This window comes from Nocardioides sp. TF02-7 (assembly GCF_022437945.1).
GTDB lineage: Bacteria > Actinomycetota > Actinomycetes > Propionibacteriales > Nocardioidaceae > Nocardioides.
Genome location: NZ_CP092535.1, coordinates 950,340 through 965,876 on the forward strand (window position 1 = coordinate 950,340; position 15,537 = coordinate 965,876).

Genomic DNA, 15,537 nt, shown 5'->3' on the forward strand with positions numbered 1-15,537 from the left:
GGTTCCCCCGGTCGGTCACACTGGCCCGCGTGCGTCGTACGTTCACCCGGGCCGAGCTCGATACCTTCCGTGGCACCACCGTCCCCGACCTGCTGCCGACGTCGCCGGAGCACGACCTGCGGCTGCTCTTCGTCGGGATCAACCCGGGCCTGTGGACCGCGGCCACGCAGACCCACTTCGCCCACCCGGGCAACCGCTTCTACCCCGCCCTCCACCGGGCCGGGATCATCCCCGAGCCGATCGACCCGGCAGCCGGGATGACCGACGCGCAGCGCGACCTGCTCCGCGGGCGCGGGATCGGCATCACCAACGTGGCGCCGCGCGCGACCGCCAAGGCCTCGGAGCTGACGACCGAGGAGCTGCGCGAGGGCGGCCGCCGGTTGGTCGCGCTGGTCGCCGAGCAGCGGCCGCGGGTGGTCGCGGTCGCCGGGATCACCGCCTACCGGACCGCGTTCGCGCAGCCGCGGGCGGTCATGGGCCGGCAGCCGGAGGCGCTGGCCGGCGCCGAGCTGTGGCTGGTGCCCAACCCGAGCGGGCTCAACGCGCACGAGACGGTCGCGTCGCTGGCGGAGGCGTACGCCGCCGCCGCGCGCGCCGCGGGCATCGTCCAGGGCGTCTAGGCCGACGGGGTCCGGCCAGGGCCGGTCGGGCGGTCGGTCACGGCTCGTGCCGGGCCACCTCGTTGCCCTCGAGGTCGTACTCCACGGTCGCGCTCTGACCGAACTCGTTGCTCGCCATCGTCCGGATCCAGGTCCGGGAGGCGAAGGTCGGGTCGGGCTTCTCGATGAAGATGTAGCAGTCCTGGGGGTCCTCGACCATCGCGAGCACCTCGTCGCACATGCCGTCGACGACCGCGGGGTCGACGTCGGCGAGGTCGAACCGCTCGTCGGTGCTCGTGCCCTTCCGCGGCTCGTCGAAGCCGCCGTCCCAGCGGTAGCTGAGCTCGCGGTCGTCGTCGGCGAAGGGGACGTCGACGACGGCGAACCCGTCGTAGAGGCCCACCCAGAAGACCGTCGTGCCCCCGGTCTCCTCCTCGATGTCCCGCACCAGCTCGGCGAACCCCTCGCTCGTCTGGGCGTCCGGGTTGCCGCCGATCGCGCCGTCGCCACGCAAGGACATGATCAGCGTCCCCGCCCCCCACGGCCAGCGCCACCACCACGACGGCGATGACCAGCGCGACCGTCACCGACGGCCCCCGGAGGGGGTCGCCGCGGCCGGGGGTGCCGGACGCGGGTCGTCGGGAAGCCAGGTGGCGGCGGCCACGGGTCCCGGGTCGTCGCCCGGCTCCGGCCTCGGCGCCCCCTCCGGCTCGTCGTAGACCCGCCACCGGTCGGGGACCTCCGGGCCGGTGCCCTGGTCGTTGGCCATGCCGGAAAAGTAGAGCCTCCGCCGGCGACCCGCCATGGCCCGAAGGGACCACGGCAGGCCGCCGGCCGACTGTCCCCGTCTCAGACGATCCCGGTGGCCGCCCAGGCGACGGCCTCGACGTCGATCGGCCCCGGCCCGACCTCCTCCCGCAGCACGCCCTCCAGGCCGGCGCGGGAGATCTTGTTGAGCCCCGCGACGTAGGCGCCGGCCGGCCCCACGCCGTAGGTGAACGGCCGCCACCACTCCTCGAAGGTGGCGAACGAGAGCCGCACCTCGAGCGTCGTCTCCCTCCACCTCCAGCAGCCCCGCGGCGGTGAGGAACCGGCCGAGCTCTCCCTCCACCGTGCCCGGCAGCCTGCCCTGATCGCGGGCGTCGGGATCGTGCTCGGTGACGATCCGCCAGAACGCGGAGACCGGGCTCCTGCCGCCGGCGTGGTCCCACACGCACGCCGACACCCGGCCCCCGGGAGCGGTGACCCGCGCCATCTCCGCCAGGCCCGCGACCGGCTCCTTCATGAAGTGCACGACGAGCTGGGCGAGGGCCGCTCCGAAGACGCCGTCGTCGTAGGGCAGCGCCTCGGCGGACGCGGTGCGCACGTCGGCGTCCGGGTACGCCGCCGCGGCGGCCTCGACGAACGCGTCGGCCGGGTCGACGGCGCTGACCAGGCCCGCCCCGCGGCGACCGACCAGCTCGCCGGTGAGGACGCCCGGGCCGCAGCCGACGTCCAGCACCCGCGCCGACCGGTCCACCCCGGCGAGGCCGAGGTCGGCGAACGGTCCCGAGAGCAGCGTGGAGAACCGGCCCATGAACGCCACGTACGCATCCGCCGCGACGTCGAAGAAGGCCATGCGGCGATGGTCGCACCGGGCGCGGCCCGGGGACCATGGTCACTTCAGGCTGGCCGGATCGGGCCATGCCGCGGCGGGCGGAGAGGCCCGCCCGGGTCAGTCGTCCTCGTCGTCCTCGTCGTCGAGCAGCCCGTCGGCCTCCGCCTGCCGGACGATGCGGCGTACGTTGTCGGCCGCGCCGCAGCCCTGGTCGATCAGCTGGTTGCGGCGGGCCGCCCACTTCTCGCCGAGCTCCTCGCGGATCCGCGGCCCGACCGACTCCCGCGCGGGGCTGAGGATCGTCAGCTCCTCCTCCGCGATGTGGTGGGCGATCAGGTTGCTGAGCTTCTCGACGGCGTCGGTGAACGCCTGGGTGTCGGTGCCCTTGAGCTCCAGCACCTCCAGCAGCGCCTCGTTGCCCTCGGCGTGCTCCTCGTGGCCGTGGTGCACCTCGTGCTCGCCGACCTCGGCGGCCTTGCGCCGCAGCACCGGGTAGACCAGCTCCTCCTCGGCCTCCCCGTGCGCGATCAGCACGTCGGCGAACGCGCGGCGCACGGCGTCGCGGTCCTGGGTGGTGTCGCGCAGCTGCGCCAGCAGGCGCTCGAAGCGGCGGTGGTCGTCGATGATGAGCTCAATGACGTCGCCCTTGGTGGGGCGACCGACGTCGATGGCGGATCCCATGCGGCGCAAGTTACCCGCAGGTGGCGGTGCGCATGCGCGCTCACCCGGTGACGTCGCCCCACCGCAAGCCGGCCGCCCCGGCCCGGGTGCCCGCCTCGAGCAGCCGCGCGACGTCGGCGGCCAGCGCGACGGAGAGCCGGTGGTCGGCCGGCTCGGTGAGCAGGACGTCGTAGAGGCCGGTGTAGTGGGCGTCCTTGCGTGACAGCGCGCCGGAGTAGCCGGCGTGGGCGGTGACCCGGCCGTCCTCGACGACCAGGCCGGTCATCGACGTGTGGTCCATCCGTAGCCGGACCGACCCGCCGCGGAACTCGAGCGTCGTCTGCTTGCTGGTGTCGCCGGCGAGCCAGTTGGAGGCGAGCACGCTGGTGCCGCCGTCGTGGTCGAGGGTGACGACCGACCGCATCGGCTCGTGCGCGGCGGCCGCCGGGCGCCAGCCGCTCACGAAGGCACCGAGCATGCTGAGCTGGTTGGGGCCGGAGTCGACCCACGGCGTGACGTAGCTGCGCAGCTGCTCGGGCGGCTTGCCGGCGTAGGCGTCGTTGAACACCGACAGCACGTGCTCGGGCGCGCCCCCACCCGGGGTGGGCGGCCACCTGTCGGCGGGCCCAGGCGACCTCCGGGGAGAACGCGAAGTGGTGGGCGACGGCGACCCGGGCGTCGAGGTCGGGGCGGACGGCCCGCAGCCGCTCGATCTCCTCCAGGTCGCGGGCCAGCGGCTTCTCCGACAGCACCTGGGCGGTGGTCGCGTCGAGCACCTCGGCGACGATCGCGGGGTGGGTGTCGGTCGGGGTCGCGACCACCACCAGGTCCGGCTCGGCGCCGGCGGTCAGCGCGTCGGCGACGGTGGCGTGGACCGGGAGGCCCGGATCAGCCGGGTCAGGCCCGCGCGCGGGGTCGACGCCGCCGACCACGGTGACGCCGGCGCGTCGCCGCAGCACGCCGAGGTGGGTGCGGGCGATCGTGCCCAGGCCGACGAGGAGGATCCGACGGTCGCTCACCTGCGACATCCTGCCCGGTCAGCCCCGTGAGCACCGTGAGCCCCGGGCGCCGGTCCGTCCGGGTCGACCGCCGGCAGTCGCGTCGGGAGCCACTCCGACGCACCGGGTGGGCAGGCGTCCCCACGAGGCTCACCCTCCCCTGTGCTGCCGCTCCCCCGGGCGACCCCGGAACGGCGCGGCGCCCGAGGCTTGGCACCCGATGAAACCCCGACTCGCGCCACCTGTCGCCCCCGACCGCTCATCTCGCAGCCAGCGTGCCTATGCGTCGCCGCACAGGTGGCCTCCGGTCAGCCGCCCTCCTCGCGCTCGGAGCCGGCGCCGAACCCGCCGAGCGCGTCGACCAGGGGCTCCCACGCCGGGCCGGCGTCCCGGGCGCGGGCGTGGACCTTGCGCGCGGCCCGCACCAGGGCGGCGTCGGTGTCGATGAGCGCGCCGAACCGCTCGTCGAGGAGCCACGACGTGTCGCTCGACGCGTGGGCGGCCACCGCGTCGAGGAAGATCTCGAGCGTGCGCGACCGGTCGAGCACGTCCCGCCCGGCCATGGTGAGCCAGCCGAGCTTGCCTCGCCACAGCCGGCGCCGGACGTCGTCGCGGTCGACGTCGAGCAGCGTCCCCTGCGTCCCGGGCAACCGGTGCTGCTCACGGAACCGGTCGACCTCGTAGGCGAGCCGCACCACGTTGTCGTCGGTGAACGACGCCCCGACGAACAGCACGTGGCGGGTCAGCAGCAGCGACTGCAGCAGTGCGCCGGCGGGCCGGGTCTCGGCGTCGTAGCTCACGAACTGCCGTCGGGTGAGGACGATGCTGTCGGGGCGGCGTACGTCGCCGTGCATCTTGAGCACCCACTGGCGGCCCGGCTTCGGCACCTCCCACGGGAGGACGGCGGCCGCGTCGTCGGCACCGCGTTGCACCTCGACCGCTGCCTCGTAGAGGGCGTCGTAGTTGGTGGTGACCGCCTCGCGGCACCGCAGCGAGGCCAGGAAGCCGTGGCTCAGCGACGGCACCGCCGCCTCGCGCACGATCTTGGCCACCGCGCGGCCGAGGTCGGGGATCGCGTCGTTGAGGTACTGCGCCTGGTCGAGCGGCGCCAGCGCGCCGAAGCCCTCGCCCGCGTCGACGCCGGCGTCGGCGGCGAGCCGGTCGAGCAACTGCCGCCACGGCGGCACACCGGCCGGGATGCTCACGCCGGCGCCCATGAACAGCGCCAGCTGGCCCTGCGCCGCGAGGGTGCCGAGCTCCTGGGCCTTGCGCAGCTGGCGGGCCGGCAGCGGCCATGACGAGGTCTGCCGGCGCAGGTGCTGCGCGGCGCCGTAGACCGCGGGATCGGGCGTGACCAGGGCGACGTCGACGTCGTGCTCGGCAGCCGCCGCGGCCAGCGCCTCGAGCAGCTGACGCACCACCTCCCCGCGCCGCGCGCCGAGTCCGCCGCCCTCGATGCCGAGCACGGGCACCGCCACCACGGGCTTGCGGCGGTTGCGTCCCGGCGCGGGCGACCCGGCGGCGATCTCGGCGATCACCGCGACCGCCCGCTCGAGGACCACCTCCGGTCCCGACCCGCGTTGGACCCCGACGTCGACGAACCACACCCGGTCGTCGCCGGGCGCCCGCCCGTAGCCCTCGCCCGGCCACCCGTCGGGCCGCAGCCGCCCGACGTCGTCGGTGCCGACCACCGGGTGCCAGTACGGCCGCACGTCGAAGTCGCGCCAGGTCGGCACGATCGCGTAGTCGTGCACCACCGACTCGATCCGCCCGTGCAGGACGAAGACGTGGCCACCACGACCGGGCATGCGGCGATCGTATAGAGCAGCCGCACGCCCGCCGCGGGCTCAGGCCGTGATGCCGGCGTCGACCTCCACGGTCGTCCCGGTGATGCTCCGGCCTCCCGGTCCGGCCAGGAAGCCGACGGTCTCGGCGACGTCGTCGGGGGTGACGTAGCGGCCGAGGGCGGTGAACCCGCGGATGGTGTCGGCCATCGGACCGTCGGCCGGGTTGAGGTCGGTGTCGGTGGGGCCGGGGTTCACCAGCACCGCGGTGATGCCCCGCGGCCCGAGGTCGCGCGCCAGTCCCTTCGTCATCCCGGCGAGGGGCCGCCTTCGACATCGCGTAGAGGGTCAGGCCGGGGAACGGCAGGCTGCGAGTGACGTTGCTGCCGATGGTGATGACGCGGCCGCCCTCGCGCAGGTGCGGCAACGCCGCCTGTACCGCGACGTACGGCGCCCGCACGTTGGCCGCGAGGGTCCGGTCGAGCTCGACCGTGGTCACGTCCTCGACCGGCCCGACCGGGTAGGCGGCGGCGTTGTTGACGAGCACGTCGAGGCGCCCCAGCGTCCCGACCGTGTCGGCGACCGCGCGGCGGACGGCGTCGGCGCTGACCGCGTCGGCCCGCACGGCGACCGCCCGCCGGCCGGCCTCCTTGACCCGGTCGACGACCTCGGCCGCCCGGTCGTCGCGGTCGAGGTAGGTGAAGGCGACGTCGGCGCCCAGCCGGGCCAGCCGCACGACGACCGCGGCGCCGATGCCGCGGCTCCCGCCGGTAACGAGGGCGACGCGGTCCTGGAGAGGAGTGGTGGTGTCCATGCCGCAGATCCTTCCGGCGCCGGCGTTGCGTCGCTGGCGGCAATCGGACGGGGCGCCGGTCGCGCCGCGGCGGGTCCCGGCCGGCGGCTCACGCCTCCCGCTGCGCCAGGTAGGCCGCCCGTACGTCGGCCGGGACGCGGCCGCGGTCGGAGACGGCGTAGCCGTGGGCGACCGCCCAGGCGCGGATCTCCTTCGGCGTCGGCTCGCGCGGCGGGAGCGGCCGGGCCTCGGCCAGGCCGGAGACCGCGGTGGCGCCGAACCCGTCGAGCTCGCGCGCGGCGTAGGCCGCCGCGAGGAACCGGTAGGTCCACTCCTGCGCCAGCTTGCGGGTCTCGCAGAACATGATCGGCACGCCGGGGAACGCGACCTGCGCCTCCGCCAGCCCGTCGGCGACGACCGCCGCGCGCACCATCTCGTGCTGGAGCGCCCGGCTGTAGCGCTCCTCGACCACGACGGCGGCCCGAGGGACGGAGGAGAGCTCGGTCAGCTGGTACTTCAGCTTGCCTGCCGTCAACGAGCTCACCAGGTCCGGCAGGCCCTTGCGCTCCACGGCGGCGACGACGAGCTCCCCGTCGAGGACGGCGTAGTCGCCGACCGGCAGCGACTGCCGGCGGGTGGTGACCTGCTGCTCGCCGAACGACCACGGGTAGCGCTCGTGGCTGTCGACGACGATCTCGAGGCCGGCGATCCCCTGGGCGCGCGCCGACGACACGGTCGCCCGCGGCCGGGCCTGCTTGGCGGTGCGGGAGGTCTGCCAGAAGATGGCCTGCCGACCGCCGCGGATCATGGTGATCACGAACTGCGAGCGGTTCTCCCGCGCCCGGTCGAGCACCAGGTCGATCGCCGCGCCCCGGCGCACGCACGAGCGCACCGGCACCCGCTCGACGACCTCGGCGTCCTCCGGCCACTCCTCGACCCGGTGGCAGTAGACCTTCGCGGTGCGCGGCCAGGTGTCCCGGGCCTTGAGCAGGATGCCGTCGCCGAGCGGGGATCCGCAGCACGTACGGCAGCGTCGAGTCACCGTCCGGGTTGCGCGCGATGACGAAGTCGTCGGGCATGCGGCCAGTCTGGCACCGGGCCGGCGCCCGACCGTCGCAGCCGCGCGGCTACTCGCAGGCGATCCCGTCGCCCTCGCCGTCGAGGCCGTGCGGGTCGGAGCCGGTCACCGTGATCGGCCCGGCGACGTCGCCGCAGTCGACGTCGGGCGGGTAGACCGGCACGCACGGCTTGTAGCCGGGCTCGCAACCGGGAGCCGTGTCGCCCCCGCCGCGGTCGGCGTCGTCGCTGGTGTCGCCGTCGTCGCCGGTGTCGACGAAGGTGCGCGGCGGCCGCGGGCACCGCAGCCGCGGCGAGCCGCGGTCGGCGCGGATGTAGCGGCGCTCCCGCGGGTGGGCGCCGTAGCCGTCGCGGGAGTCGTAGCGCGCCCGGGCGAGCCCGGCCTCGAGCAGCTCCAGGCCGGCGTCGACCCCGTCGAGGTCGACGTACCGCAGCAGCCGGCCGTAGCCGTCGCGGTCCTCGTCGGACTCCCCCAGGGTGACCCGCTCGCCCTCCACCAGCCCGGCCAGCCGGTCGCGGGCCTTCTCGTAGCCGCACTCGCCCCGCTCCGGGGTGTCGATGCCGACCAGCCGCACCCGCTCGCCGTTGCCGAGCTCGAGCGTGTCGCCGTCGACGACGTAGGTGACGACGTACGTCGGCGCCGACGCCTCGACGTCGCGGCCGACCTCCGCCGCCCCGCCGGTGGCGCAACCGGCAAGGCCGAGCGCGACGACGGTGGTGAGGGCGGCGAAGGTGCGGTTCCGCGACGTCAGTGTCGGCACGTCAGCACATGCCCCAGGTGCCGCGGTCCTGGTTGCGGGCGATCCGCTGGGAGGTGCGGTAGGCCGCGACCCGCTTGAACGGCCGGCCGACGACGTAGACCGTGGCCCACCCCCTGGGCGACCTGCGCCCGGCTGACGTCCTTGCCGTTGCGCATCACGTAGCGGAGCAGCCGGCCGTAGCGGTCGGTGTTGCGCTGGGTGCCGTCGCGGAGGAGCAGCACCCGCTTGCCGCGCGGCATCAGGGTCCGCGCCGAGGCGGTCGCCTGGCGCCCGCCGCACTCCGCCCGACCCGAGACCTCGGGGGTGTCGATGCCCAGCAGCCGCACGCGGACCTTCGGCCCGCGGACCAGCTTGACCACGACGGTGTCGCCGTCGATCACCCGGACCACCTTCGCCCAGCGCCGCTTGTCGTTCGGCGCCTGGTTGCCGCCGTTGCCGCCGTTGCTGCCGTTGTCGTGGCCGCCGCCGGTGTCGTTGCTGCACGGGCAGGGGTTGGAGTCGCACGCGCGGCCGTCGCCGTCGGCGTCGAGCCGGTGCGGATCCCGGTGCGGGCCGCCGTGGTTGAGGTAGAACCGCTGCGCGGCGGCCTGGGTGGCGAAGTCGCTGCAGTCGCGGTCGGCGACCTGGGCGTGGGCCGGGGCGCCGGCGGGGATCAGGGTGGTGAGGACGAGGAACGCGCTCACCGCGAGGGCACAGAGGTGTCGGACCATGGGCGGGACGCTAGGAGCCCGCACCACTCGACGGCGGCGGTTTCGCCCGAAGATGGCTCGGAGTGACTAGGGATCCTGGACGGCCGCTGGTCCTGGGAGGTCATACGGACGGGGTCACCGGTGGCCCCGTCCGTATGACGTCCGGCCGTCCCCGGCGTTCGCCGACGGCGAACCGCGGAATCCGCCCCGCTCCCCCGCACGTTCCCCCGGTGATGAGCACCGACCCCGACGCGGACCCGGGCGCCCTCGACGCCTACTCCGCGATCGTCACGTCCGTGGCGGCCACGCTGACGCCGCGGGTGGCTGCGCTGCGCATCCGCTCGCGTCGTGGCGAGTCCGGCGGCTCGGCCGTCGTGCTGTCCGGCGAGGCGCACCTGGTCACCAACGCCCACGTGGTCGGCGGCGCTGACGGCGGGACGGCGGAGTTCGCCGACGGCACGACCGCGCGGTTCGAGGTCGTCGGTCGGGACCCGCTGTCCGACCTCGCGGTGATCCGTGCCGACCGCGAGCTCCCCCGCGCCACCGGAGTACGGCGACGCCGACGGGCTGCTGGTCGGGTCGCTCGTCGTCGCGGTCGGGAACCCGCTCGGCCTGTCGGGCACGGTGACGGCCGGTGTCGTGAGCGCGCTCGGCCGGAGCATGCCGGCGCGCACGCAACGGGCCGCGCGGCTCATCGAGGACGTCATCCAGACCGACGCCGCGCTCAACCCGGGCAACTCCGGTGGCGCGCTCGCCGACAGTCGCGGCCGGGTGGTCGGCATCAGCACCGCGGTCGCCGGCGTCGGCCTCGGTCTCGCGGTGCCGATCAACGACACCACCCGCCGCATCATCCACGCCCTGCGGCAGGACGGGCGGGTCCGGCGCGCCTACCTCGGCCTGGTCAGCACCCCCCGCCCCGCTGACGCCGGCGCAGGCCGAGCGGTTCGGGCAGCGGCGCGCGCTCCGCGTCGTCGAGGTCGTCGAGGCCAGCCCGGCGGCGCTCAGCGGCCTGCGGGCCGGCGACCTGGTCCTCGCCGTCGACGGCGCGCCGCTCGGCGACGCCCAGTCGCTGCAGAAGCGGCTCTTCGCCGACGCGATCGGCGAGCGGATGGAGGTCACCGTGCTGCGCAACGGCGCCCTGGTCGACGCGGTCGCCGTGCCGACCGAGCTCGCGGACTGAGCAGGGCAGGTCGTCAGGGTGAGAGTGACCTCTGGATCACTCTCACCCTGACGACCCTCAGGCCGCCCCCTTCGCCGAGCGTCGCCAGGGCCCCGCAGAGGCCGGCCGCGGGCTCGGCCAGCGTGCCGGCGAGCCCGAGCAGCACCTCGGCGCCGCCGGCGTCGACGCCGTGCGCGAGCTGGCGGAACACCTCGGGGTGGAGGACCTCCGCCGCGAGGCACGCCCAGACGTCGACCTGCTCCGGGTCGTCCGGCGGCTCGTCGAGCGCCGCGCGCCGCCGCCAGGAACGACCGCACCCGCCGCGGGTAGTCGGTCAGCACGGTGCGGTCGTCGTGGAGGGTGATGGTGCTGACCTCGAGGGGGACGTCGGTGACGAAGCCGAACCGGTGGCCGCCGGTCCAGGCCGGATCCCCCGCGGCGCGCGCGGCACGCAACGCGTCGATCCAGGCGCCCGGGTCCTCCGCGACGTCGCGCGCCACCCGCTCCGGCACCCGCAGCGGGACGGTCTCGAACATCCGGCCGCCCTCGATTGGCACCAGCCGCCCGATCACGTGCTCGCCCGGCATGACCAGCACGGCGCTGCCGATGTTGGTGGTCTCCACGAGCTCGCCCGACGCGAGGTCGCACCACACCGTGACCGCGGGGCGCCGCTCGGCGAGCCGGTAGCCCCCGATGGGCGTCCGGGCCCACTCCGCGACCTGGTCGGCGCGGGTGACGAGGTCGACCGACGCCCGGCGGAGGTATGCCGCCAGCCGCCCGTGCTCGTAGAGCAGGCACTGGCGGAACACCCAGTCGTGGTCGATGACCTTGGTGCCCGCGTCCTCCCCCGGTGGCCGGAGCACGTTGGCCTCGCCGCCCTGGAGCTCGATCGCGGTGGCCAGCGCCGCGGCCATCGCCCGGTCCTCGGCGCGGTCGAGGTCCTGCAAGGCCTGCTCGACCAGCCACCGTGACGTCACCCAGCTCGGCAGCAGCGGGCCGAACGTCGACAGCTGCGCCAGCCGCATGATCCGCCAGGGGCCGCCAGAACACCTTGCCGTCGGGCCCGTGGAGCCAGCGGTCAATCAGGTCGAGGGCGGCCTCGGCGTCGCCGCGCCGCTCGGCATCGTCGACGGCGACGATCCGCCCCAGCAGCCGGCCCTGCTCGGCCGACACGGCGGGCGGCCGGGGACGGGGACGACTGCTGCGCTTGGGCTTCCGCGTGTTGGACATGGCTCGACTCTGCGCTCCCGACGGGGCGCTCCGCCAGTGCCCTCCGCCGGCCTGTGGACAACCGTCCGGGCCGCCACGAACCACCCGGTTGACCCGGCGGCGGGAGGCCGCGCTACCGTCGCAGGAAGCCATGGACGAGACCACCCCCGACGTGCCCCCCGCCCACCTCACCGCCGCGGCCGACCTGCTCCGCGACGAGGGGTACGACGTCACCTTCCCGGTGCCGGGCGTGCTCCACGTGACCGGCCGGTTCCAGAACCCCGAGCGGATCGCGCTCCGCGCCGCCGGCCGGCTCGGCGACAACCCCGGCGCCGTGTGGGCCGTGGGCACCACCAACGACTGGGCGCTGGTGGGGTGGAACCGGCCCGACCTGGTGACCATCACCCAGCGCGGCGCCGCGCCGCAGCGGTGGCGGCACCGGCGGATCCCCTCGCAGCTGCACCCCCGACGCGCAGGCCTTCCTCGAGGGCGGCGCGTCGCCCTACGACATCGTCACCAAGCCCAAGCACCGCCCGACCGCCGAGGCGGCGGCGGTGCTGGCCGGTCTCGGCGTCGACGACCCGGTGCCGCCGGGCTGGGTGCCACCGCCTCCGCCGCCCCCGCCGCCGGTGGCCGAGCCGAAGCCGGTCCGGGTCCGGCAGCCGCGCGCTCCCCGGCCGAAGGCCGAGCCGAAGCCCGCCGCGCCGACGGTCAAGGTCTGCCCCACCTGCTTCATGGTGCTGCCCGCCACCGGCATCTGCGACAACTGCGGCTGACCGCCAGGCACACCACGGCACCTAGTCACATCGGGCCGGTCGGTCCGCCGATCGGTCCGCACCTCGCCGAACGCCGGACGCGCCGCGCAGTGGCAGCGACACTCGTGAGGTCCGCGCACCGTCTCGGTTGGGATCCTCCGTTGCCCGCTCCGCCCGCCCGCTTCCCCACGTCACGCAGCTGGTGGTTCGACCTCGCCGTCTTCGCCGCCGGCCTGGCCGTCCTCGTCGCCACGCTGGCCGGCGTGGCGCGCGACGGTTTCGAGCCCTCCCTCCTCGGGGCCCTCGGCGTCCCGCTGATCGTGCTCGTCGCCCGGTTCCCGATGGTTATCGACAGCCGCGACGGCGGGATCGAGGTCGGCTTCGACTCGTGCATCCTGATGTTCCTCCTCTGCACGCTCGACGCCCACGACGCGCTGCTCGTCTGGTCGGTCGGCGTGATCCTCACCCAGCTCCTCACCGGCAAGCGGTGGACCTCGAAGGTCTTCAACATCGGGGTCGGCATCGCCGCGGGCGGGCTGGCCTCGACGGTCCTGACAGCGGTCCGCGGCGACACCCTGACCACGCCGCGCGAGCTCGGGGCCGTGCTGCTCGCGGCGTCGGCGTACTTCGCCACCGACTACGTGACGTCGGCGGTGTCGGTCGCGATCGACTCCGCCACGCCGGTGCAGCGCCACCTCCTGCAGCGCGGCACGCTGATCGCGGTCGCCGGCTTCGTGCCGTTCGACACCCTGGGCTACCTCGGCGCCGTGGTGCACCGGTCGGCGCCGGAGTGGATGCTCGTCCTGCTGGCGGTGCCGCTGGTGACGCTGCTCGTCGCCACCTGGGGCGTCAACCGGAGCCGGGAGAACGCGCGCCGCCTCAACGTGCTGTTCGCCGCAGCCGTCCGCGCCCAGACCCTCGACGACCAGGGCGAGGTGCTCGACGCGCTCGCCGAGGACGCCCGTGAGCTGCTGCACCTCAAGCGGGTGCACGTGCGACCGACGCCGCCGGGCCGCAACGAGGTGGGCGCGGAGGTCCACGGCGGCACGGTGCCGCTGTGGGTGGTCGCCAAGGCCCTCGACCGGGCCCGGTCGACGGTCACCGCGGACGAGGAGGCGCTGCGGGCGCTGGCCGCCGTCGCCTCCGACGCGCTCGCCCGGCTCGCGCTCACCCGCGAGATGGTGCACGTCGCGCGCCACGACCCGCTGACCGACCTCCCCAACCGCGGCATCCTGCTCGACCGGCTCACCGACGCCCTGGCGGCGGCGCGACGCGACGGCACCGGGGTCGCGCTGCTCTTCGTCGACCTCGACATGTTCAAGCCCGTCAACGACCGGTTCGGGCACGCCGCCGGCGACACCGTCCTCGTCGAGCTCGCCGGCCGGCTGCGCTCCTGCGTGCGCTCGACCGACACCGTGGCCCGGCTCGGCGGCGACGAGTTCGCCGTCCTGTTCGAGGACGCCGACCCGCGCCGCGTGCACCAGGTCTGGGACCGGCTGCTCCGCGCGGTGCAGGCCGGCGTCGTGGTCAGCGGCGAGCCGGTGCGGCTCGGCGCCAGCGCCGGCATCGCGTACGCCGAGCCCGGCGACCGCGCCACCGACCTGCTGCGCAAGGCCGACCTCGCGATGTACGAGGCCAAGGCCCGCGGCAAGGCGCGCGTCGTGGAGTACGAGGACGCGATCGGTCACTCCCGGCTCGAGCGGCTCGCCCTGGTCGAGGACCTGCGGGACGCGGTCGCCGCGGAGCAGATCGAGGTGGTCTACCAGCCGGTCGTGGAGGCCGGCACCGGCCGGATCATCGGCGCCGAGGCGCTGGCCCGGTGGCAGCGGGACGGCAGCCCGGTCGCGCCGGACGTGTTCATCAAGGTGGCCGAGGAGACCGACCTCATCGTCGACCTCGGCGAGGTCGTGCTGGCGCGGGTCGCCGCCGACGCCGTCACCCTCCGCAGCCGGGTGGCCGGCGACTTCCTGATGGGCGCCAACATCTCCGCGCGGCAGCTGAGCGACCCGTCCTTCGTCGACACCGTCCGGCGCACCACCCAGCGGATGGGCGACGTCGGCCTGGTCCTCGAGATCACCGAGCGGCAGGGCATCGAGATCGACGCGACGGTGCTCGCGTCGATGCACGCCGTCGCCGCCATGGGCGTGCAGATCGCGATCGACGACTTCGGCACCGGGTTCTCCTCGATCAGCTATCTCCACGACCTGCCGGTGCACTTCATCAAGGCCGACGCCAGCCTGTCGCAGGGCATCGACACCGACGAGCGGGCCGCGGCGCTGCTCCGGTCGGTCACGCTGATGGGCCGGTCGCTCGGTCTCGGCGTCGTCGTCGAGGGCATCGAGCGGGAGTCGCAGCTCGCCGTCCTGCGCGCGGACACCGACGGGCTGCTCGCCCAGGGCTACCTGCTGCACCGGCCGATGCCGCTGGCCGACCTGCTGACCGTGCTGCGCCCCTGGCCCCGCCTCGAGGTCGTCCCCGGGTAGGAGTCGCGCCGCCCTCGCTCCTACGTGAGTCGGACCTGCCCACTACCAGAACCATCCGAAAGTCGGTAGTGGGGAATAAGGCCGCGACCCTAGGCTCTTACCACGAGCACAGGTCGTCCGTCAGCAGGACCGAGGAGAACGATGACCACCCAGGAGAGCAGGCGCCTCGCCCACCGCACCTCGGTGCGGGCGCTGCGCCCCGCCCGGGTGGCGCTGATCCTCGAGGTGGAGTACCGCCGCGCCCAGCGCGACCTCGAGCGCGAGCGCCTGGCGCGCCGCCGCTCCGCCTGACGGCTGCTCGACCCGCCTTCTCAACCCAGCGGCCGTCCGGTCAGGTCGGCCCACCGGCCGGTGCCGGGCAGGTGCGGTCCCCACGCCCGGAACCCGACTTCCGTCGTGCCCGGCACCACCAGGACCTCGGCCCAGCAGTCGGCCGACGGCTCGCTGGTCCCGTCGGCCGTGCAGAGCCCGGCGAGTGCCGCTCCGTCGACGGCGGCGAGCTCGAACGACCGGCCCCGCGTCAGGGCGGCGTCCGACGCCGTGAGCCGCCGGCCGTCCCAGTAGTAGCCCCTCGGGCCGTCCCCGCGCGGTGGCATCATCACGAACGCGTAACCCCGGTGGACGACCGCGCCCGTCACCGTCGACGAGCCCGCCTCCTCCCGCAGCGCCGCGACCAGGGCCGCCGTACCGTCGGTCGTGAACAGGTCGGGCGTCGTCGCGCCCGCCGGCGCCTCGACCGCCTCCGCCGCCTCGGCCGGAGCGGAAACGTCGTCGGCGCCGAGCAGCGCCGAGACACCGAGCCACCCGACCGCGCCCACGCCTCCGACCGCCACCGCGACCCCGGCGGCGAAGGTGGCGACGCGACGACGCAACCGCCAGCGTTCGCGTTGCGGGTCGTAGCGCCGGTAGGTCGCGGGCGACGGGTACGGCGAGGGCCGCGGCTCGGTCTCGCTCATCGGGTCAGCTTCCCTCG

General features: G+C 75.1%; 15 protein-coding genes and 2 pseudogenes. 6 read left to right on the forward strand and 11 right to left on the reverse strand.

Going from position 1 to position 15,537, the window contains the following annotated elements; translation table 11 throughout:
* The first annotated feature begins 29 nt into the window (after positions 1-29).
* Positions 30-620, forward strand: coding sequence for a mismatch-specific DNA-glycosylase (locus tag MF408_RS04910; protein WP_240250471.1), 591 nt, complete (start codon positions 30-32; stop codon positions 618-620).
* Positions 621-657: 37 nt separating this feature from the next.
* Here the strand turns inward: MF408_RS04910 and MF408_RS04915 are convergent, their stop codons facing one another.
* From MF408_RS04915 to MF408_RS04930, 4 genes are all read right to left on the reverse strand, one after another.
* Positions 658-1,119: a hypothetical protein gene (locus tag MF408_RS04915; RefSeq protein WP_240250472.1), complete on the reverse strand. Its 462-nt coding sequence runs from the start codon at positions 1,117-1,119 to the stop codon at positions 658-660.
* Positions 1,120-1,182: 63 nt separating this feature from the next.
* Positions 1,183-2,217, reverse strand: coding sequence for a class I SAM-dependent methyltransferase (locus MF408_RS04920; protein ID WP_240250473.1), 1,035 nt, complete (start codon positions 2,215-2,217; stop codon positions 1,183-1,185).
* Between the two features lie 96 nt (positions 2,218-2,313).
* Positions 2,314-2,877 carry a hemerythrin domain-containing protein gene (locus MF408_RS04925; protein ID WP_240250474.1) on the reverse strand — a complete coding sequence of 188 codons (564 nt, stop codon included), beginning with the start codon at positions 2,875-2,877 and terminating at the stop codon, positions 2,314-2,316.
* A gap of 40 nt (positions 2,878-2,917) precedes the next feature.
* Positions 2,918-3,424: a hypothetical protein gene (locus MF408_RS04930; RefSeq protein WP_240250475.1), complete on the reverse strand. Its 507-nt coding sequence runs from the start codon at positions 3,422-3,424 to the stop codon at positions 2,918-2,920.
* 88 nt (positions 3,425-3,512) lie between these two features.
* Here MF408_RS04930 and MF408_RS04935 point away from each other — a divergent pair, with 88 nt between their 5' ends.
* Entirely contained in the window at positions 3,513-3,905 is a 393-nt protein-coding gene (locus MF408_RS04935) for a hypothetical protein (RefSeq protein ID WP_240250476.1), read from the forward strand.
* A 257-nt stretch (positions 3,906-4,162) separates the two neighbouring features.
* On the opposite strand, the gene MF408_RS04940 is transcribed toward MF408_RS04935, so the two are convergent.
* The 6 genes and pseudogenes from MF408_RS04940 to MF408_RS04960 all read right to left on the reverse strand — a co-directional run bounded on the left by MF408_RS04940 (position 4,163) and on the right by MF408_RS04960 (position 8,952).
* Positions 4,163-5,662, reverse strand: coding sequence for an SIR2 family protein (locus tag MF408_RS04940; RefSeq protein ID WP_240250477.1), 1,500 nt, complete (start codon positions 5,660-5,662; stop codon positions 4,163-4,165).
* A gap of 39 nt (positions 5,663-5,701) precedes the next feature.
* Positions 5,702-5,950 (reverse strand): SDR family oxidoreductase, encoded by a 249-nt coding sequence (locus MF408_RS24965; RefSeq protein WP_275693354.1) that lies wholly within the window; start codon positions 5,948-5,950, stop codon positions 5,702-5,704.
* A 70-nt stretch (positions 5,951-6,020) separates the two neighbouring features.
* Positions 6,021-6,452, reverse strand: a pseudogene (locus MF408_RS24970) (SDR family NAD(P)-dependent oxidoreductase); the annotation flags it as partial.
* 88 nt (positions 6,453-6,540) lie between these two features.
* Complete coding sequence (locus MF408_RS04950; protein WP_240250478.1) at positions 6,541-7,473, reverse strand: histone-like nucleoid-structuring protein Lsr2; 933 nt, start codon at positions 7,471-7,473, stop codon at positions 6,541-6,543.
* A gap of 85 nt (positions 7,474-7,558) precedes the next feature.
* Complete coding sequence (locus tag MF408_RS04955; protein ID WP_240250479.1) at positions 7,559-8,269, reverse strand: thermonuclease family protein; 711 nt, start codon at positions 8,267-8,269, stop codon at positions 7,559-7,561.
* Positions 8,257-8,952 (reverse strand): thermonuclease family protein, encoded by a 696-nt coding sequence (locus MF408_RS04960; protein ID WP_240250480.1) that lies wholly within the window; start codon positions 8,950-8,952, stop codon positions 8,257-8,259. The genes MF408_RS04955 and MF408_RS04960 overlap by 13 nt, the downstream gene beginning before the upstream one ends.
* 239 nt (positions 8,953-9,191) lie before the next feature.
* On the opposite strand from MF408_RS04960, the pseudogene MF408_RS04965 reads away from it, so the two are divergent.
* The 4 genes and pseudogenes from MF408_RS04965 to MF408_RS04980 form a co-directional block, all read left to right on the forward strand.
* Positions 9,192-9,705, forward strand: a pseudogene (locus MF408_RS04965) (trypsin-like peptidase domain-containing protein); the annotation flags it as partial.
* Complete coding sequence (locus MF408_RS04970; protein ID WP_240251672.1) at positions 9,701-10,138, forward strand: PDZ domain-containing protein; 438 nt, start codon at positions 9,701-9,703, stop codon at positions 10,136-10,138. The pseudogene MF408_RS04965 and the gene MF408_RS04970, both read left to right, overlap by 5 nt.
* A 1,339-nt stretch (positions 10,139-11,477) precedes the next feature.
* Positions 11,478-14,564 (forward strand): EAL domain-containing protein, encoded by a 3,087-nt coding sequence (locus MF408_RS04975; protein ID WP_240250481.1) that lies wholly within the window; start codon positions 11,478-11,480, stop codon positions 14,562-14,564.
* A 141-nt stretch (positions 14,565-14,705) separates the two neighbouring features.
* Positions 14,706-14,855, forward strand: coding sequence for a hypothetical protein (locus tag MF408_RS04980; RefSeq protein ID WP_240250482.1), 150 nt, complete (start codon positions 14,706-14,708; stop codon positions 14,853-14,855).
* Between the two features lie 20 nt (positions 14,856-14,875).
* Here the strand turns inward: MF408_RS04980 and MF408_RS04985 are convergent, their stop codons facing one another.
* A complete protein-coding gene (locus tag MF408_RS04985) occupies positions 14,876-15,520 on the reverse strand; it encodes a hypothetical protein (RefSeq protein WP_240250483.1) in 645 nt (214 codons plus the stop codon).
* Positions 15,521-15,537 lie beyond the last annotated feature (17 nt).